Origin of the sequence: Aquibacillus halophilus, from assembly GCF_009649745.1 — a bacterium.
GTDB lineage: Bacteria > Bacillota > Bacilli > Bacillales > Amphibacillaceae > Aquibacillus > Aquibacillus halophilus.
In genome coordinates this window covers 1-17,954 of record NZ_WJNG01000029.1, presented here as the reverse complement: position 1 = coordinate 17,954, position 17,954 = coordinate 1, and the positions used below count along the sequence as shown (strand labels likewise).

Sequence of the window (17,954 nt, the reverse complement as noted above, 5' to 3'; positions counted from 1 at the left end):
CGAAGACCCCGGAAGAATCGTTCTTTGATTCTGAGGAGGCTGAGGTCGTGCCCATGGAAAGCGAAGTATTCTGCCGAAACGTTAGTATAGCGCGATTTAACTAGAGTGAAAGAGAGCAAATCAATGCAGAAGTTACGACGGATTTTACATCAAGTTCGAAGAAAAGAGCCAAAAAAAAGGAAGTTGGATAACTTTCATCCAATTTCCTTATTGTTTTAATTTAAGTAAACTGTTTAGATTTCCCATTACGTGATTGTTGGATAAAGTGTCCAATTTTTTCTAACACTGGTTCAATAGAACTTTCATCCTTTAAAAGATCATAATCTGCTATATTTAAACGAAGAATTGGACAAGAGTTGAAATTATTAATCCATTCCTCATAACGGTTAAACATTTCGTTCCAATAGCTAACTGGTGTTTGTTGTTCCATTGGTCGCCCACGCTCTTTAATCCGTCCAACTACGTCATCAAATGTTCCTTCTAAATAAATGAGCAAATCTGGATGCGGAAAATAAGGTGTCATAACCATTGCATCGAAAAGACTACGATATGTTTCATAATCAATTTTAGACATGGTACCTTTTTCATAGTGCATTTTTGCAAAGATACCTGTATCTTCATAAATCGATCGATCTTGGATAAATCCACCACCGTATTCAAAAATCCGTTTTTGTTCCTTAAATCGTTCGGCCAAAAAATAAATTTGTAAATGAAAACTCCATCTCTCAAAATCACCGTAAAATTGATCAAGATAAGGATTAGTGTCTACCTTCTCAAATGATGTTTGAAAGTTTAATGCATTTGCTAGTGAGTTAGTCATTGTTGATTTGCCGACGCCGACTGTCCCCGCAATAGTGATAATACTATCGTGAGGGATATTATAGCGTTCTCTTGAATTCATAGGATAACTTCCCCTTCTTTTACATACTCTTTAACCTGCTCAATAATCAGTTTTAAATCTTGTTGCTCTTTGACAAAATCCATTTCGTCTCCATTTATTCTAATAACTGGTATAGTTGGATTCATTCGTTCAAATTCAGCCATAAACACCTGATAATCCTGTGATAATTGGGCTAAGTAAGCAGGTTGTATATTTTTTTCAACTTCTCGTCCTCTTAGATGAATCCGATCTAGAAGTGTTTCTAAGCTTGCATCTATATAGATCATTACATTAGGTTTTGGCATATCTTGAGTTAAGATATGATAGATCTCTGAATACTTGTTAAATTGCTTTTCAGGTAATGTACGTTTTGCAAAAATCATATTTTTGGATATATGATAATCAGCAATCACTGATTTTTTAAGTTTTAAATATTTCTTTTCTATTTCCTCTAACTGCTTATATCTGTTGCAAAGAAAGAACATCTCTGTTTGAAAGCTCCATTCATCTATATCATCATAGAACTTACCTAAAAATGGGTTCTCTTCAACAATTTCTTTGAGTAGATGAAGTTCAAAATAGGAGGCAAGCTTTTTAGATAACGATGATTTTCCTACCCCGATGGGTCCTTCCACAGCAATAAACGGTATCTGATTCATTTCTTCTCCTCCAATCATTTACAATATTCGATAGATAATGACAGATAAATTTTATTTTACCATATAAAAGTAGCAATCGGACAGTAGGAATCGTCGAAATAACCAACTAAACTATTTCCATTTAGTTTAGTTGGTTAGGGTGAAGGATTAAGTAGGTGTCCACAGAAGTTCGGGGCTAATTTTAAAATTCAAATGATACAGAGCCAGCTCGATGAGTTTACTAGAGAAGTTAACTCAACCCTTAAGATTTTGAATGAATTAACTTTCTAAGCACAAACTATATGTATATATCCGAGGTTGTGTAATTAATAACTTTCACAATAATTGTTTAGTTAATAAAGATATAGGGAAATGAATATTACAGAAGTTAAATATAAATGAGAGGTTGATAGCAAATGGCTAAAGTAATTCGTAGTTATTTTAAAAGTGAAAATGATGCAGAATCTGCTAAAGCGATATTGAATAAGCTAAAGATAAACAATCCTTACATTGATAAAATACCAGAAGACTCAGAGTCAACAATTTTGGTTCCTTTAGGGAACGTAAGCACCAATACAAATATTGTTTCTACTCCCTCAGCAATTGCCCCCCTAAAGGGTTATAATGGAAAAGAGGATTTAGCTGTTCGCAAGTATCTACTTGAGTTTGAAGTGGATGAAGAGGACCATCAAGATGCATTAGCTATTCTAATGGATAGTGATGGTTTTGTGGATCCAAACCATTTCGAATAAGTAATATTGGAAGAAGACACTTACTAATGTTAGTAAGTGTCTTCTTCGTTAATCATTAGACTTTTAATTATTTAACGTCTCTTGTATAATAAACAAGCGTCGTAAAATTAATGATCTTTATGGCTCCATAGCTCAGGGGATAGAGCATTGGTTTCCTAAACCATGTGTCGTAGGTTCGAATCCTACTGGGGCCACTATGAAGCGCCAACTATTGTGTTGACGCTTTTAAATTTGTAGAAATAGATAGTAATGTAATAAGAATACATTCCTTTACACAAACGACAGACAATCATCATAAATAATAAGCTCATACAAAGCATTCATTATCGACCAAAGAAAAAAATAAACGGAGAAGATAGTGATAGCATGACCATCAAGAAGTAAGCAGTAGCTGCGGATTTATTTCCATTTTTAACATATGTTTTTCCATATGAAAAACAATAAGCAGCAACATAAATAGATAGGATTGAAAGAAAAAGAATCCCCATTAGTCCCTCACCTCATTAAGTTTCGTATCATCTATCGCTTTCCCAAACTCTAACTTTATAAGATGATACTCAATGTTTATTTCAGCAGTCGGAAATATTTTCTTATTCCAATCTGCTTGCTCATATTCTTTTACCGTTTTAAAATTATCTCGAACATATAAGGACCAATAGAAAGGTTCACTACCATACTCCTCTTGGCTTTTCTTAATCAAAACTTTTGCATTTTCCTCCAGTTCATCTTCGATACTTTTCCTTAATATTTCTTTATTTTTTTCATTTCGAGAATAGTCGACCAAACTAGGTACTGAAAAAATTTCCAATTCAAACGGTACTAAAATGTCTATTTTTGTAGTGCCGTTTTTTTTGTAGTCTATATTTACTTCCGTATTTCGTTTTTTCCCGAATGATCCAGCAACTCGGTATTTTGGTTTTATCGGATCTTTATATGTAGAATATATATCAGTTAATTCAATCGTATTATCAAGTGTTAAGGCAATTCGTGTTTCAGCGCCATTTAGAACATCAATCATTGTTCCCTCTTTAAGGACAGCGGAGCCCATAAACTGAGAACTACTACCACCTTGTTGTGGTACGTTACCAGCAATATAGTCATCTTCAGTAGTACCTTTTTTTTGTTCTTCAATTTCTGTTGTAGCATAGGGAGCTAAAAATAAATCTGCATCTCCTTCTGTTATTTGAAAGAAGCGATGGACATCAGCATCTGGTATAATACCAATTTCCGATGCGCGATTGAGCATTAATTGATAATACTTATGTGGTCTTGTTTCCATTTTAGGTTTGTTATTATTTAAGAATTCTTGGGCAGGCTCCTTTGTCACAATGATTTGTACCCCTCTCCTTATTTGATTTGTGCGAGTAGCAGCTTGGATTACACGTAAGAACTCACCAGAACGAGCCAATTCCTCTGAAATAACAATTGCTTTTGTGTGGTCAAGCTTCAACTCTTTTGATACAAATGCATTAGCAGTAGTAGTAGCAGAAATTATGTCCGTACCGGTAAGCGTTACGGTTTCCTTGGGTTCTTCACCTTCACCACCTCCACCAGGTGTAGATCCAACTTCTGGGTTCGCTATTTGGAAGGTGACATCAACTAGGCCCTCCTCATCAGTTTTATCAATACCAATTGCAATCACATAGGACTGCTGTTCTAATTCAATCCGGTCATAGCAACCAACGAGAGTAGAGAAACAAAAAAGGTAAAGTAAGAGAGAAAGTCGGTTCATTGTTTTTTTAAATCTCCTTTCGCTTTTGCTGTAACCCATAAAATAAGAGGTAATAGGATGAAGATAGGAGTTGCAATTATAAATAGGCTATTTCGCCAAACGAGTTCGTTTAGAATGGTGTTTTCTACTAGTAAACTAAAAGGAAATATGAAAAATGTAAGTGGTAGGATAAAAGGTTCAAATTCATCCATGTATAAGACTTCACCTAGTATCCAACTGGCTAAATAGACAAGAATAATAAAGCGTAGAAAGGCTGCACCAAGCCAAAAAACCATAAAGAATGTTTCAACATTTGTAAAAAATTCGCCGAAGTTTACATATTGCGTAATATCGTGAAAGGGAAATGCCGTTTTATCTATCGAGTTATAGTCATATAGGGTTGTATATAACAAAAAGAAGAAAACAATTTCAAATAAAGCAAAGAGCGCCCCAAAATAAATACCTTTTGAGAAGGTTTTGCCATTTTTGAAAGCTGTGTAGGCAATGGTAATAATGAAAAGATCGGAAAATGTTGCACCACGCTTTGCTCCTTCCCATAATATTGTTCCAAGTCCTTCACCGAAAATAGGGAAGATGCGTAGCCAAACAACCTTTTGAATAATTAATACAGCTAACATAAATACTGATAATTTTAGATAGGGAAGGGTCACAAAGGTTGATGTTCCAATTGCTTGAAAGCCTCTTTTTGCACCAAAGAAGGTAACAATCAAAAAAATCACTAAAATAACTGGTGTTGGTGATTCAGGAAAGTAAAGCAACTTGGTTTGATCAGCATAGTTTCTAGCATCAAATATTAACAAACCATAAGCAATAAAAAAAACAACCAATCCAGTTATAGTGCCAAGAGGCCTACCTAAAATAATCATCATTAGCTGAATTAAATTTTTATCTTTGTACTTTTTTAATAAGTACATTAGTAATAAAAAAGAAGGAAAAATGACTAAAAATGAAATGATTGGCATCAACCAAAATGCATTTTGGCCTTCTTGGGCATATTGGGCTGGTGTTGTATCAGCAAGTTTAAAGCCAACTACTACTACAACGATGGCAAATAGTTCCCTAGATTTTAATCTTGTTTTTTTCATAAAGGAATCACTCTTTTTTAATTAGGTTAATTGCTTTTTCTTTTATCCTTAGGTTTAATTTGTCCAGGCCTCCAGAATTCGTGCTTGATAACATTTCGAAAGTATATGTCACCCCTTGACTTGAAATGAGGTGATAATGGTGCAAAAAATGGGACACCAAATGATTTTATGGAAGACATATAAAGAACCCATATTACAAGTGCTGCTACTAGACTAAGCATTCCAAAAAAGGATGCACAGAATATAAATAAGAATCTAGAGAGACGGACAGAGGGATTCAGGCTCGTATTTTGTATAGCAAAGGAAGTTAGCCCTGATAAGGCAGCAACAATAACAATAATCGGGCTAATTACCCCTGCTTCTACAGCTGCTTGTCCAAGGATTAGTGCACCAACAATTCCAATCGTTGGACCAAGTGGATTTGGAATTCGAATACCTGCTTCCCTTATTAATTCAAAGGCGACTTCCATGATGATCACTTCAAGAAAAAGAGGAATTGGCACACGTTCCCGAGCAGAAGTGATAGCTAATAACAAGTCTGGTGGTATCATTTCACTATGAAAGTTGGTTACTGCAATATAGGTAGCAGAGCTAAGAAGGGTAATAGCAAAGGCCAACATTCGGATAATTCTGGTGAAATTACCAAAAAGAAAACGTGCATAGCGATCCTCAGATGAATGAAAAAAAGACCAGAATGTTGCGGGTAGTACTAATGCTGCCGAAGAATTGTTCATAAGAAGAACGATATATCCATCCTCAATAAATTGAGCAGCATAGTCTGGCCGTTCTGTGTACAATATTGTCGGGAATATAGAATAGGGACGCTCCTCTATGTACTGTTCCAATAGTTCAATACTAGAAACATTATCTGCAGATATATTCTCTAATCTTTCCCTTACATTTTTTAAGATGTCTTGGTCAACTAAGTCATTTACATACATAAGACTTACTTCTAATTTCGATCTTGTTCCTATAAGAGCTGTTTCTGCAATTAAACTGTGATTATGGAATCTTTTTCTCAGTAGAGATACGTTGACTCCAAGTGCTTCTGTAAACCCTTCTTTTGGTCCTTTTACTACCCTTTCATTCTCCGGTTTTTCTACTCCTCGTGCTTGAAATTCTGCTACATCAATCGAGTATGCCGTAGTGTCGCCATCAATAAAAATAACCGCTTTTCCGCTATTGATTTGATTAACTACTTGATCGAAGTCTTTAATCTCAGTTAAACTTTCAATTGTAATAACGTCTTTAATTGATTGTCCATCGGCTTCTAATAACGGGCGAATAATCCCGTTATAGATTTTTTCGCTATTAACAATAGAAGAGTAGAAAAATATGTGCACCTTTTTTTGAATATATTTAGCAGTCAACGTGCGGAAAGAAAAATCTTTGTTTTTTTCTGCAAAGAATAACTGCCGTATATATTCATTATTTTTTTCTACCTCTTTATAAATAAGCACTTTTTGTGAATTGTCTTTATTATTATCTTTAGTCTGATTTTTTGACTTAAGAAAAGGAAACACGAGTTCACCTCTATTACTGATGTTAGTTTCTATTATCTGTAAAATAAGAAATATTATTAAAAAATTTAGTGAATCCCATTATGGATATGTTATTTTTCTATAAATTAAATAATCTATCCATAGAGAAGTTTATTACTGGCATGAAATTTCCAAATTATGTATAATTGTAGTTAAATCTAAAAAGGGGTGATGAGAATGGCTAGTCTTTATAAAAAAGAATATTTTTCAAGGCTTCCAGAATTAGGGGAGTTGGCACCAGACGTATTTAAAAAATTCATGGCATTCAATGATGCATCAGTAGCTGAAGGTAAACTTTCCCATCCATTGAAGGAAGTAATTGCTGTAGCGGTAGCACATACAACAGGTTGTCCATATTGTATTGATCTACATGTAGGAAATGCTAAAAAAGCAGGAATAACTAAAGAACAGTTAGCAGAGAGTATTTTTGTAGCGACTGCACTTAAAGCGGGCTCTTCGATAGCTCATGGTGTAAATGCATTAAATACATATGATGGCACCGGTGATGATGAACTGTATAAATCGGAATACTTTAATAGGCTTAAAGAGTTTTCTGAACTATCAGGGGCTACATTTAAAACATTTGTTGATTTCGATAGTCAGTCTATGAAAGAAGGCGCTCTAACAGCAAAGGAAAAGGAACTTGTAGCTGTAGCGGTAGCACATACAACAGGATGTCCATATTGTATTGCTATTCATACAAAAGGGGCCAAAAAACAAGGAGTTTGTAAAGAGGAGTTAGCTGAAAGTATTTTTGTGGCGACTTCATTAAAAGCGGGATCGGCAATTGCGCATGCAGTTAATGCATTAAATGCCTATGATGAAAATTAAATTAAATAAAAAAGCATGAGCGGGTAAACCCACTCATGCTTTTTCTAATACTATTATGCTTCTTTCTTAACTTGAAGATCGATAGAAATATTTACGTCTTTACCTACAAGAACACCGCCGGTTTCTAAATTAGCGTTCCAAGTTAAACCGTATTTCTCACGATTTAATTTGCCGTCAGCTGTGAAACCAAATACTTGATTACCCCAAGGGTCTTGGCCTTGACCTTCAAATACTACTTTAAACGTCTCTTTATTTGTTACACCCTTAATTGTTAAATCACCAGTGACATCATATTCATCGTCAGAAGTTTTCAAGATGTTCGTTGTTTTAAAATTCATTTCTTTGTTGTTTTCTACGTCAAAGAAATCTGCAGATTTTAAGTGATTATCACGATCTTCGTTACCAGTGTCAATACTTGCTAATGCAATATTAAATTCAATGTCAGCCGTTGTTAAGTCTTCAGGGTCTGCCACGATTGATGTATCAAATTCGTTGAATGAACCCTTAACCTTAGTAACCATCATGTGTTTTACAGAAAAATCAATACTGCTGTGGGCAGGATCTGCCACTAATTTTGTTTTTGCCATTATAAAATACCTCCAAAAAATTATTGTTATCATTTATAACTAAGTTACTTTATGTAAGTTAGTATATTATAGTAAATAACTAACGTCAAGAAATTTACCTCGAAACTAGGATATTTTTTAAAAATTATCCTTATAGGCTATATAACACAATTTGTAAGTGATAAAACATAAATAGATTTTTAATTTTATCGTATAAAATTGGTAGCAAAATAATTAAGGTCAAATCCTTTTAATATTTTTCCTAATCATATAAAATAGGGAATGAATTAGCAAAATATTTATAAAATTTAAAATAAAACTAAACGGTTTTTAATTATCTAAAAAGAAGATGTTTTTGTATTTATTGAAACCGTTTACAAATATTTAATGAGGTGATTAGATGGATATGCAGCCAATCCCAGCAAGAGAAGGGAACCATAATTTAAAAGACTATCAAGCAAAGCGTAAGGCATTTAGTTGGGAGGAAGTCAAAAAGAATTTTAGTTGGTATCACACTGGAAAGGTTAATATAGCCTATGAGACGATTGATCGTCATGCTGAAAATCCGGATAAGAAAAACCAAACTGCATTAATTTATTCAGCTCCTGATCGTGAGGAAAAGCTTACTTTTTCAGATTTAAAAAATGAGAGTAATAAATTTGCCAATATCTTAAAGAAACAGGGAGTAAAAAAGGGAGATCGTGTATTTCTCTTTATGCCTCGTAGTCCAGAATTTTATGCTAGTTTTTTTGGTATTTTGAAAGTAGGAGCTATCGCCGGACCGCTATTTGAGGCATTTATGGAACAGGCCGTTAAGGATCGATTAGAAGACAGTGAAGCTAGTATGTTAATTACGACTCCTGAACTTCTAGAAAGAATCCCACAAGATGATCTACCAGATCTGAAAAAGATTGTCCTAGTTGGTGATTATGATGAAAAATCTGATAATTACGTAGATTACTATAAAGAAATGGAGAATAGTTCAGATCAATTTGAAATTGAATGGGTTGATTTAGAAGATGGTATGTTACTGCATTATACATCTGGCTCTACAGGCAAACCAAAGGGAGTCTACCATGTTCATAATGCGATGATACAGCATTATGCAACCGGTGAATGGGTGATTGATTTAAAACCGGACGATATCTATTGGTGTACTGCTGATCCGGGCTGGGTAACAGGAACTAGCTATGGTATCTTTGCACCTTGGTTACATGGAGTTACAAATGTAATCCGAGGGGGTCGCTTCACCCCAGAGTCTTGGTACGGGACAATCGATCAAAATAACGTTACTGTATGGTATACAGCTCCGACAGCGTTAAGAAAATTAGTCAGCTCCGGAGACAAAGTTGTTAATCAATTTGACATGTCTTCATTAAGACATGTGATGAGTGTCGGTGAACCATTAAATCCTGAAGTTATCACTTGGGCTGTAGATGCATTTGGCTTACGCATTCATGATACGTGGTGGATGACGGAAACCGGTGCTATGCTGATAGTAAATTATCCTGTCATGGATATACGACCAGGATCAATGGGTAAACCAATACCTGGTGTAGAAGCGGGTATAGTTGATAATGAAGGTAATGAGTTACCTCCAAATCAAATGGGTAACCTCGCCATTAAACAAGGCTGGCCGTCGATGATGCGTGCCATATGGAAGAATCCTGGTAAATTTGAAAGTTACTTTATAAATGGCTGGTATGTTTCAGGCGATAGTGCTTATATGGATGAAGATGGCTATTTCTGGTTCCAAGGTCGCTTAGATGACGTAATTAATACATCTGGTGAAAGGGTTGGGCCATTTGAGGTTGAAAGTAAGTTAATTGAACATCCAGCTGTTGCCGAAGCAGGGGTAATCGGTAAACCAGATCCTGAACGCGGAGAAATAATTAAAGCCTTCATTACATTAAACGAGGGATATGAGGCTTCTGATGAATTAGTAGAAGAAATTCGTCAATTTGTTAAACTAGGATTAAGTGCTCATGCTGCACCACGAGAAATAGAAATTAAAGATACCATCCCTAAAACCCGTAGTGGTAAAATTATGAGACGCTTATTAAAATCATGGGAACTAGGATTACCAACAGGTGACACATCAACATTAGAAGAATAATAACAAGACCAGAGTCAGCAAGTGACTCTGGTCTTTTAAGTGTAGGTTATTTTTAAGGATGAAGGAAAGAATAGTTTAGGAGCATTGGCGAGGAGGAAGGTATCAAAATGATAATTAGGCACACACCTAAGTATTTGGAATTAACCAATCAACATGAACATGCATATATCTCATATGAAATTGCGCAACATTGGAAGACTGATTATTATCCTTATCCCAAACGTAAATCAGAAGTCAACTATGCAATAAGGAATCATGATTGTGCATGGATTCCATTAGATAAACATTTATTATGGAACAAAGAAAAAAATGAACCATATGACTTTGTTAGTTTTCCACTTCACACAAAATTAAATGCCTATCATAACGGAATTAGGGAGGTAGAAAAAGAAACAAAATATGGAGCAATTCTATGCAGTTTACATTATACCTCTTTTTTATCGAAAGAATCAGATGATAACGGTATAAATAAGTTTCTAGAAAAAGAACAGCAATACCGTATGTATTTGTTACAGCAGCTTAATTTAAATCAAACGGATGAACAAATTCTTCAACATCTCGATTTACTTCAGTTCTGTGATGATCTTTCCTTATACATTTGTTTGAATAAACCTGGAGCTAGAAAAGAAGAAGAATTCCCATGGTTTCGTGATGGATTTAGGCAGAAATTTCTGTTTGCAGCGAATGGAATGAAGGCTGATTGGATAAGTGAAGATAAGATCAAATTAGACCCCTTTCCATTTGAAATACCTTTTACATTGTCATACCGATATTCTACTATGGAATATAGCAATCAAAATGGTGAAGTTTCTCAACATTTCAGGTTAATTACCTTTGTTTAGTTAGCTTTATTGCAAATAATCAGGGTGTTCGCTTTTATGATTAGACTTAATTTCATCAAATATCTGATCATTACTCTGTTGCTGATCATTATTAGGATAGAGTGGAAGCTGTGATGGATTTAGCATACTAGGATGAATCATTTTTTTTAGATCACCAATGGTAACTGGACGAGCGTCTTCTTTTAGTTCATAGCCAAGTTTTCCTTTGGGTTCTAAGGTTGCAGTTTTCACATCACTAATTTTACTAATTCCTTTTTCTCTAACAAACATTTCCAATTGGTCTGCAGTTAAGCGACGTTTTCTAAGTTGATCATATTGGATTTGCCCATCTTGGATAACAATCTTTGACTTTCCGGTGACAAGTTTTTCGATAAAATTAAATTTAATTTGTAACCATTCAGTTAAGATGAGTGAAAAAATAAAGATACCGGTAGCTATTAAGGTACGTACTACACTCGTTTCCACAATTGGTTGAATGATAATCGATCCAATCGAAATCATGATAACTGTTTGAGCTAGAGTCATTTGAGAAATTGATTTTCTACCAGCTACACGGAGTAAGAAGATTCCAGCAAAAACTAGTAAGAAGCAGTTTGCGATAAACCTTAAATCAACATCCATTCTAATTCATCTCCTTATCCATATTAATCATAGTTTTAACTTCATTTTAATTTTTACTCAATTTATTAATAGAGTGACTTAGTTTAGATGATATATACTATTCATTGATAATCTGAAAAAGGGAATATCTACTAGATACTCCCCATGTGTATTATCCTCGTTTTTTAATGTTAAAGTTGCCTTCTAGCAGTAGCCAATTTTGCGGAAATGCTAATCCTAGCTTCCAATAACTTATTCCTCTGAGATTTAATTCTTTAATTAAATCAAATTTTGCTTGAATGGATCTAGCATCCTCAAACCAAACCTCATGACGGTTACCTTCAGCATCAGTGTAAAAGAAAAATGGAGCTTGTGATTCATAATCGTATTCAATTGCCACATTTTGTTCTCTAGCTAATGCAATAGCTTGTTGAGGGCTAAGTGCTTTAGCATATTCACCACCTGCTACATAAGGAAGAGTCCAATCATAGCCATATAAATTCTGCCCTAACATTATTTTATTGGCAGGCATTTCGGTTAAAGCATATTCAACGACTTGGCGTACAGGGTCTATCGGGGAAACTGCCATTGCTGGACCACCGCTATATCCCCACTCATAAGTCATTAGAACGACAAAGTCGGCTATCTCACCATGTGCTCCATAATCATGAGCCTCATACCATTCCCCTTCTTGAGTGGCACTTGTTTTAGGTGCGAGTGCAGTCGACATAAGCAAGCCTGCATTTGACAAGCGTTCTTTTGCTTTTCTAAGGAATTGATTATAGTCTTCTTTATTCTCTGGAGGTAAAAACTCGAAATCAAAGTGTACATCTCTAAAACCGACGCTCTCAGCAGTCGTAATAATATTATCTAGTAGTGTATTTTGTACAGTTTCATTTGTAACTAGTATCCCCCCGAGCTCAGCACTAAATGCTCCTTCTTCTAAATTACTTACAACTAGCATTAATGTGGCTTGGTTATTTGCTGCTATTGTTGCAAAATTGTTTAAAGGTGGCGCAATTAATTCACCACTACGGGTAATCCGATAATTAAATGGTGCAAGATAGGTTAGGTAAGGTGCATTTTTTCGTGCTGAATTTTCCAATGTTTCTGATACAGTCTCACCATAGGGTTCAACATACGCATTAGTTTCAATGGTTGGTTCTGGTTGTTCAGGAATATATAGTCTAAACCCCACGGATAAAGGTTGATCGACTGATATATTGTTCACCCTTGCTAGTTCTTGATAGTTAATACCAAATCGTTGTGCAATAGAATAAAGACTATCACCTGGTTGGACAAAATAAAATTGACCTGTAATTGGTACTACCAATGCCTGCCCGATTACTAGTTGCTCTGGAGCATCTAGTTCGTTTGCTGCAACTAAGGCTTCTGTAGTTGTACCATACGTGTTTGCAATGGAATATAAAGATTGCCCTTGTTTTACTACATGAATTTGCAAACGTGTTCCTCCTCTCAAAAAATCAACATGATCCATCGTTAAATAGCCTATGACCTATAAGTAAAAAAGGTGCAATAATCTTAATGAAATTGGATAGAAAAAGCTGGTTTTGTTACAATTAAAAAAATAATCTCAAACAATCCTTAAAAAGAGCGTGATAAAATGATGAATGATCAACAATTTATGAGTTTAGCATTAGAAGAAGCAAAAAAAGCTGAGGCATTAGGAGAGGTACCTATTGGTGCAATTATTGTTTATCAAGGAAAGGTCATAGCTTCTGGATTTAATTTAAGGGAGTCCTTACAAACAACCGCCTCTCATGCAGAATTAATTGTAATTGATAAAGCAAATGAACAAATAAGTAGCTGGAGGTTAGAGGATTGTACTTTATATGTCACCTTGGAACCATGTCCGATGTGTGCAGGTGCCATCTTACAGTCTAGAATTCCTAGAGTAGTATTTGGGGCCTATGATCCAAAGGCTGGATGTGTCGGATCACTAATGAATTTACTCGAGGATTCAAGATTTAATCATAAATCTGAGGTTATTGGTGGTATGTTAGAAGAAGAATGTGGTCAATTACTAACCAATTTTTTTAGGAACTTAAGAGAAAGTAAAAAGATAAATAGTAAAAAAGGCAACTAGTGAATTATTATAGTGCTTAGGAAAACAACGAAGAAACAGATGCATAGTTGAACATAAGGGCTTTTACAATCAATTAAATCTGTTGTATTTTTGGCTAAACTGGCTATTAACCCTCAAAAATTAGTGCAGAAAATATTAACAGTTTATCACCATTGCAATTTTAGATAAAACTAGTTATACTAAGACATGCGCTTATAAAGCGTACTAAAAATAGTTAGCAAATTTGCCGTGCTAGGCGGGGAGGTAGCGGTGCCCTGTACTCGCAATCCGCTATAGCGAGGCTGAATTCCTATCTGAGGTGGAACGATTTTAAGGTCTGCCTTAAGGGATTGGTGTTGACACTCGGGTCCTGCGCAATGGGAACCTGTGAATTCTGTCAGGTCCGGAAGGAAGCAGCAGTAAGCAGTTATTCTTGTGTGCCGCGGGGAAGCCTGAGTCGAGCCATGAACTTAAGTAACGCTTAGGGTCGTTTCATCGAAGATAGGTGCACGGTGTTAAATTTAATAATTATAAATGTTAACCTCTTGTCATTGATTGACAAGAGGTTTTTACATATTAATTTAAATAATTACGAAAACAATCATTTTTAGTAATATTTTTGAGGTCTACTGTTCACATCGCTATCGGAATTCAGTTATAATAGAAAAGAATTCTGGAGAGGGGATCGTGGTGAAAAATGAGCTATCAGGCACTGTATCGCGTATGGCGGCCAAAAAGCTTTTCTGATGTTGTAGGACAAACACATATAACTCGTACCTTGCAGAATGCAATTACGCAGGAAAAATTTTCTCATGCCTATTTGTTTTCTGGCCCAAGAGGTACAGGGAAAACAAGTGCAGCTAAAATATTTGCAAAAACAATTAACTGCGAGAACGCCCCTACCAAAGAGCCATGCAATCAGTGTTCAGCATGCCTTGGTATTCAAGATGGTTCCATATCTGATGTGATTGAGATTGATGCTGCGTCTAATAACGGTGTGGAACAAATTCGCGATATTAGAGATAAAGTGAAATATGCACCTAGTTCTGTAACTTATAAGGTGTATATTATTGATGAAGTGCATATGCTTTCAATTGGAGCATTTAATGCTTTACTCAAAACTTTAGAAGAACCACCAAAGCACGTATTATTTATTTTAGCAACAACCGAACCTCATAAAATCCCATTAACAATTATTTCGCGCTGCCAGCGCTTTGATTTTAAACGCATTTCACAGCAAGCTATGGTTGAAAGAATGCAGGAAATTACGGATTCAGAAAAAATCTCTGTTACTAGAGAAGCACTAGAATCGGTTGCCTTAGCTGCTGAAGGCGGAATGCGTGATGCATTGAGTTTGTTAGATCAAGCCATTTCATATAGCGAAGACCAAGTAGAGATAAATGATGTACTCGCGGTAACTGGAGCTGTTTCTCAAGAAAAATTAATAAAAACTATTGAAGCGATGTACGACTCTAATGTTCAACAAGCTTTACGTTATGTTGATGAAATTATACAAAATGGTAAGGATCCGAGTCGTTTTGTATTTGATTTGATCTATTATCTTCGAGACCTATTAATGCACCAAAGTGCTCCGGGGTTAGATGGTATATTAGAAAGAGCAATTTTAAATGATGAGTTTATCCAATTGTCTGAACGAATCGAAGCTACTTGGATTCAAGAAGCGATAACACAATTAAATCAATGCCAACAGGAAATCAAGTGGACCAACAGTCCAAAAGTGTTTATAGAAATAGCTATTCTTACTATCACTGAACATAAACAGACCTCTGCCAAACTAGAGGACTCAAGCATATTAGAAAAATTATCGCGTAAAATAGACCAGTTAGAAAAAGAATTAACTTCTATGAAAGAAAATTATTCGGCCGGTAATACGAATAGGCAACCAGAAAATGTAACGCCTAAACGGACACCAGCTCGCTCTAATAAAAATAGCTATAAGGTTCCATACGAGAAAATAAGACAAGTACTGAGTGAAGCATCAAAGTCTGAATTAAAGCAAGTCCATTCACAATGGGCTAACTTTATGGATGCACTGAAGAAAAAAAACGCTCCGGCACATGCTACTATTCAAAATAGTAAGCCAAGTGCGGCATCTGAACAAGCGTTAGTTGTGGCATTTCGTTATGAAATACACTGTTCACTTGCGTTGGACCATAAACAAACGATAGAATCATTATTAGCGGAAGTTTTGGGAAAACAATTAACAATAATCCCAATCCCTGAAGCAGAATGGCAAGATGTTAGAGAAGACTATGTGAAAAAACAGCGAGAACAAGAGGATCCAGGTGAGAATAATGAACAGCAAGAGGATCCTTTGGTAGATGAAGCTAGAAAACTTGTTGGTGATGATTTATTAGAGATTCATGATTAACTTGAAAATATAAGGAGGAATTACCATGCGTGGTGGTGGAGCAAACATGAACAAAATGATGAAACAAATGCAAAAAATGCAAAAGGATATGGCGAAGGCGCAAGAGGAGTTACAAGAAATGACCTTCGAAGCAACTGCTGGTGGAGGAATGGTAAAGGTTACTGCTAATGGTAATAAGACTATAACGGATATTGAAATAAATGAAGAAGTTGTAGATCCTGATGATGTTGAAATGCTACAGGATTTAATCTTAGCAGCAACAAATGATGTAATTAAGCAAGTAGATGATAAAACGAATGATACGATGGGACAATTCACTAAGGGTATGAATTTACCTGGGGGAATGTTCTAGGAGGCTACTTAATGTATTATCCAGAACCGATTTCAAAGCTGATTGATAGCTTTACAAAATTGCCGGGAATTGGGCCGAAAACGGCTGTTCGCCTGGCTTTCTTTGTGTTAAATATGAAAGAGGATGACGTGTTAGATTTTGCAAAATCCTTAGTGAACGCTAAAAGAGAATTAACGCACTGTACTGTTTGTGGCCATATTACTGATCAAGATCCATGTGCCATTTGTCAAGATGATCATAGAGATCGCTCACTTATATGTGTAGTTCAGGATCCAAAAGACGTAATAGCTATGGAGAAAATGAGAGAGTTTAATGGCAAATACCATGTGCTTCATGGTGCGATATCACCTATGGATGGCATAGGTCCAGAAGATATCAACGTCCCAAGTCTTTTAAACAGGCTCAAAGATGAAGAAGTAGAAGAGTTGATTCTTGCAACTAATCCTAATATTGAAGGAGAAGCAACAGCAATGTATATTTCTAGACTTATTAAACCTTCAGGTATTAAGATTACGAGAATTGCTCATGGATTACCTATGGGTGGCGACTTAGAATATGCTGACGAAGTAACACTTTCAAAAGCACTAGAGGGAAGAAGAGAATTATAAAGAAAATGATTAGGTGCAATTAACTACTCGTTTAGACGGGACAAAAGCAGGTGGTATGATGTTAGGTAACAAAAAGATGAGACGAAAAGAAATAGATGAAAACTTATTAGAAGAGCTATTTAGATTGAAAAATGAATGGATGAATCTAAAGTCTATTTTAGAACGTAGTATAGAGCCAAGTGAAATAGGTTTGTATGATCTTTCTGTATCAGAAGCGAAATACTTCTTTCTATTAAGAGAAGCTCGTAAAAGAAAAATAAGTGCTCTACGGTAATATCTGAATCCGAGTTCTTTTTTTCTCTCTACTTTCATAGTTTATAGAAAAGAAAGTAGAAGGGGGAACTAGGGTGGACTCAACAGTTATTATCACTAGTATGATTGTGTTAATAGCCTTACTCTTAATAGTAGGGGCACCGCTAAGGCCGATGCGGTTCTTGGCACAGGGTACTGTAAAGGTAGTTATCGGGGTTTTGTTTTTATTCTTCTTTAATGTTTTTGGAGCCTCAATCGGATTGCACTTACCTATTAATGTCTACACAGCAATTATTGCAGGATTCTTAGGAATACCGGGAATAGCATCACTGACTGCATTGCACATATTCGTATTTGTATAGAAAAGAGCTATCAAAAAAGATAGCTCTTTTCTATTGCGTTACTACTTAATACATGTTATATTAAGTATTCGCTTCTATTGATTCGACAAATTTCGACAATAGTTGTTGACTTTGTTTAGACAACATGGTATATTAATTAAGTCGCCATTTTGAAAGGCGCAGAACAACAAGAAAAATATTATAAAAAGTTGTTGACTTTATCAAATTAACTTGATATAATATATAAGCTGTCGCAAAAACGACCGCAACTATTGATCCTTGAAAACTGAACGAAACAACCAGTATGTGAAGTAAGAAATTAAGCTAGTTTTTTGAACGA

19 protein-coding genes, 1 tRNA gene and 1 other RNA gene are annotated in these 17,954 nt (G+C 35.4%); 12 read left to right on the top strand and 9 right to left on the bottom strand.

Going from position 1 to position 17,954, the window contains the following annotated elements; all coding sequences use genetic code 11:
- Positions 1-220 precede the first annotated feature (220 nt).
- On the bottom strand, positions 221-901 hold the full coding sequence (locus tag GH741_RS21325) for a deoxynucleoside kinase (protein ID WP_153738760.1): 681 nt from the start codon (positions 899-901) through the stop codon (positions 221-223).
- Positions 898-1,539, bottom strand: a complete 642-nt coding sequence (locus GH741_RS21320; RefSeq protein ID WP_153738759.1) for a deoxynucleoside kinase — start codon at positions 1,537-1,539, stop codon at positions 898-900. Before GH741_RS21320 ends, GH741_RS21325 begins: the two co-directional genes overlap by 4 nt.
- A 395-nt stretch (positions 1,540-1,934) precedes the next feature.
- Here GH741_RS21320 and GH741_RS21315 point away from each other — a divergent pair, with 395 nt between their 5' ends.
- Positions 1,935-2,270 carry a hypothetical protein gene (locus tag GH741_RS21315; protein ID WP_153738758.1) on the top strand — a complete coding sequence of 112 codons (336 nt, stop codon included), beginning with the start codon at positions 1,935-1,937 and terminating at the stop codon, positions 2,268-2,270.
- A 121-nt stretch (positions 2,271-2,391) separates the two neighbouring features.
- A tRNA-Arg gene (locus tag GH741_RS21310) sits at positions 2,392-2,464 on the top strand.
- Positions 2,465-2,593: 129 nt separating this feature from the next.
- Here GH741_RS21310 and GH741_RS21305 read toward each other — a convergent pair.
- The 4 genes from GH741_RS21305 to GH741_RS21290 are packed head-to-tail and all read right to left on the bottom strand — an operon-like array spanning position 2,594 to position 6,610.
- The gene (locus GH741_RS21305; RefSeq protein ID WP_153738757.1) at positions 2,594-2,758 is read right to left on the bottom strand and encodes a hypothetical protein; all 165 of its coding nucleotides are present in this window, start codon (positions 2,756-2,758) and stop codon (positions 2,594-2,596) included.
- On the bottom strand, positions 2,758-4,002 hold the full coding sequence (locus GH741_RS21300) for a Ger(x)C family spore germination protein (RefSeq protein ID WP_153738756.1): 1,245 nt from the start codon (positions 4,000-4,002) through the stop codon (positions 2,758-2,760). The genes GH741_RS21305 and GH741_RS21300 overlap by 1 nt, the downstream gene beginning before the upstream one ends.
- A complete protein-coding gene (locus GH741_RS21295; protein WP_153738755.1) occupies positions 3,999-5,087 on the bottom strand; it encodes a GerAB/ArcD/ProY family transporter in 1,089 nt (362 codons plus the stop codon). Before GH741_RS21295 ends, GH741_RS21300 begins: the two co-directional genes overlap by 4 nt.
- A gap of 26 nt (positions 5,088-5,113) precedes the next feature.
- The gene (locus tag GH741_RS21290) at positions 5,114-6,610 is read right to left on the bottom strand and encodes a spore germination protein (protein ID WP_338079601.1); all 1,497 of its coding nucleotides are present in this window, start codon (positions 6,608-6,610) and stop codon (positions 5,114-5,116) included.
- Positions 6,611-6,805: 195 nt separating this feature from the next.
- On the opposite strand from GH741_RS21290, the gene GH741_RS21285 reads away from it, so the two are divergent.
- Positions 6,806-7,459 carry a carboxymuconolactone decarboxylase family protein gene (locus tag GH741_RS21285; RefSeq protein WP_153738754.1) on the top strand — a complete coding sequence of 218 codons (654 nt, stop codon included), beginning with the start codon at positions 6,806-6,808 and terminating at the stop codon, positions 7,457-7,459.
- Positions 7,460-7,512: 53 nt separating this feature from the next.
- On the opposite strand, the gene GH741_RS21280 is transcribed toward GH741_RS21285, so the two are convergent.
- Complete coding sequence (locus tag GH741_RS21280) at positions 7,513-8,046, bottom strand: YceI family protein (protein ID WP_153738753.1); 534 nt, start codon at positions 8,044-8,046, stop codon at positions 7,513-7,515.
- A gap of 379 nt (positions 8,047-8,425) precedes the next feature.
- Here GH741_RS21280 and acsA point away from each other — a divergent pair, with 379 nt between their 5' ends.
- Positions 8,426-10,141 (top strand): acetate--CoA ligase, encoded by a 1,716-nt coding sequence (acsA, locus tag GH741_RS21275; RefSeq protein WP_153738752.1) that lies wholly within the window; start codon positions 8,426-8,428, stop codon positions 10,139-10,141.
- 107 nt (positions 10,142-10,248) lie between these two features.
- On the top strand, positions 10,249-10,983 hold the full coding sequence (locus tag GH741_RS21270) for a DUF3891 family protein (protein ID WP_153738751.1): 735 nt from the start codon (positions 10,249-10,251) through the stop codon (positions 10,981-10,983).
- Positions 10,984-10,989: 6 nt separating this feature from the next.
- Here the strand turns inward: GH741_RS21270 and GH741_RS21265 are convergent, their stop codons facing one another.
- Positions 10,990-11,604: a DUF421 domain-containing protein gene (locus GH741_RS21265; RefSeq protein WP_153738750.1), complete on the bottom strand. Its 615-nt coding sequence runs from the start codon at positions 11,602-11,604 to the stop codon at positions 10,990-10,992.
- Between the two features lie 151 nt (positions 11,605-11,755).
- Positions 11,756-13,045 (bottom strand): glycoside hydrolase family 18 protein, encoded by a 1,290-nt coding sequence (locus GH741_RS21260; protein WP_153738749.1) that lies wholly within the window; start codon positions 13,043-13,045, stop codon positions 11,756-11,758.
- Between the two features lie 165 nt (positions 13,046-13,210).
- Between GH741_RS21260 and tadA the strand changes: the two genes are divergently transcribed.
- The 7 genes from tadA (at position 13,211) to GH741_RS21225 (ending at position 17,635) form a co-directional block, all read left to right on the top strand.
- The gene (gene tadA, locus GH741_RS21255; protein WP_153738763.1) at positions 13,211-13,690 is read left to right on the top strand and encodes a tRNA adenosine(34) deaminase TadA; all 480 of its coding nucleotides are present in this window, start codon (positions 13,211-13,213) and stop codon (positions 13,688-13,690) included.
- A 226-nt stretch (positions 13,691-13,916) separates the two neighbouring features.
- Positions 13,917-14,182, top strand: an RNA gene (gene ffs, locus GH741_RS21250) — signal recognition particle sRNA large type.
- A gap of 184 nt (positions 14,183-14,366) precedes the next feature.
- Complete coding sequence (dnaX, locus tag GH741_RS21245; RefSeq protein WP_153738748.1) at positions 14,367-16,061, top strand: DNA polymerase III subunit gamma/tau; 1,695 nt, start codon at positions 14,367-14,369, stop codon at positions 16,059-16,061.
- 25 nt (positions 16,062-16,086) lie between these two features.
- A complete protein-coding gene (locus GH741_RS21240; RefSeq protein WP_153738747.1) occupies positions 16,087-16,413 on the top strand; it encodes a YbaB/EbfC family nucleoid-associated protein in 327 nt (108 codons plus the stop codon).
- Between the two features lie 11 nt (positions 16,414-16,424).
- Positions 16,425-17,021, top strand: coding sequence for a recombination mediator RecR (gene recR / locus GH741_RS21235; protein ID WP_153738746.1), 597 nt, complete (start codon positions 16,425-16,427; stop codon positions 17,019-17,021).
- Between the two features lie 13 nt (positions 17,022-17,034).
- Positions 17,035-17,295 carry a YaaL family protein gene (locus tag GH741_RS21230; RefSeq protein WP_420809421.1) on the top strand — a complete coding sequence of 87 codons (261 nt, stop codon included), beginning with the start codon at positions 17,035-17,037 and terminating at the stop codon, positions 17,293-17,295.
- 73 nt (positions 17,296-17,368) lie between these two features.
- The gene (locus tag GH741_RS21225) at positions 17,369-17,635 is read left to right on the top strand and encodes a pro-sigmaK processing inhibitor BofA family protein (protein ID WP_338079600.1); all 267 of its coding nucleotides are present in this window, start codon (positions 17,369-17,371) and stop codon (positions 17,633-17,635) included.
- The last annotated feature ends 319 nt before the right edge of the window (positions 17,636-17,954 follow it).

What these genes read in the sequence shown, in the direction of transcription:
- tadA (WP_153738763.1), top strand. Translation starts at nt 13,211, where the DNA reads ATGAATGATCAACAATTTATGAGTTTAGCATTAGAAGAAGCAAAAAAA.
- acsA (WP_153738752.1), top strand. Translation starts at nt 8,426, where the DNA reads ATGGATATGCAGCCAATCCCAGCAAGAGAAGGGAACCATAATTTAAAA.
- GH741_RS21295 (WP_153738755.1), bottom strand. Translation starts at nt 5,087, where the DNA reads ATGAAAAAAACAAGATTAAAATCTAGGGAACTATTTGCCATCGTTGTA.
- dnaX (WP_153738748.1), top strand. Translation starts at nt 14,367, where the DNA reads ATGAGCTATCAGGCACTGTATCGCGTATGGCGGCCAAAAAGCTTTTCT.
- GH741_RS21320 (WP_153738759.1), bottom strand. Translation starts at nt 1,539, where the DNA reads ATGAATCAGATACCGTTTATTGCTGTGGAAGGACCCATCGGGGTAGGA.
- GH741_RS21325 (WP_153738760.1), bottom strand. Translation starts at nt 901, where the DNA reads ATGAATTCAAGAGAACGCTATAATATCCCTCACGATAGTATTATCACT.
- GH741_RS21315 (WP_153738758.1), top strand. Translation starts at nt 1,935, where the DNA reads ATGGCTAAAGTAATTCGTAGTTATTTTAAAAGTGAAAATGATGCAGAA.
- GH741_RS21305 (WP_153738757.1), bottom strand. Translation starts at nt 2,758, where the DNA reads ATGGGGATTCTTTTTCTTTCAATCCTATCTATTTATGTTGCTGCTTAT.
- GH741_RS21270 (WP_153738751.1), top strand. Translation starts at nt 10,249, where the DNA reads ATGATAATTAGGCACACACCTAAGTATTTGGAATTAACCAATCAACAT.
- recR (WP_153738746.1), top strand. Translation starts at nt 16,425, where the DNA reads ATGTATTATCCAGAACCGATTTCAAAGCTGATTGATAGCTTTACAAAA.
- GH741_RS21285 (WP_153738754.1), top strand. Translation starts at nt 6,806, where the DNA reads ATGGCTAGTCTTTATAAAAAAGAATATTTTTCAAGGCTTCCAGAATTA.
- GH741_RS21240 (WP_153738747.1), top strand. Translation starts at nt 16,087, where the DNA reads ATGCGTGGTGGTGGAGCAAACATGAACAAAATGATGAAACAAATGCAA.
- GH741_RS21265 (WP_153738750.1), bottom strand. Translation starts at nt 11,604, where the DNA reads ATGGATGTTGATTTAAGGTTTATCGCAAACTGCTTCTTACTAGTTTTT.
- GH741_RS21300 (WP_153738756.1), bottom strand. Translation starts at nt 4,002, where the DNA reads ATGAACCGACTTTCTCTCTTACTTTACCTTTTTTGTTTCTCTACTCTC.
- GH741_RS21280 (WP_153738753.1), bottom strand. Translation starts at nt 8,046, where the DNA reads ATGGCAAAAACAAAATTAGTGGCAGATCCTGCCCACAGCAGTATTGAT.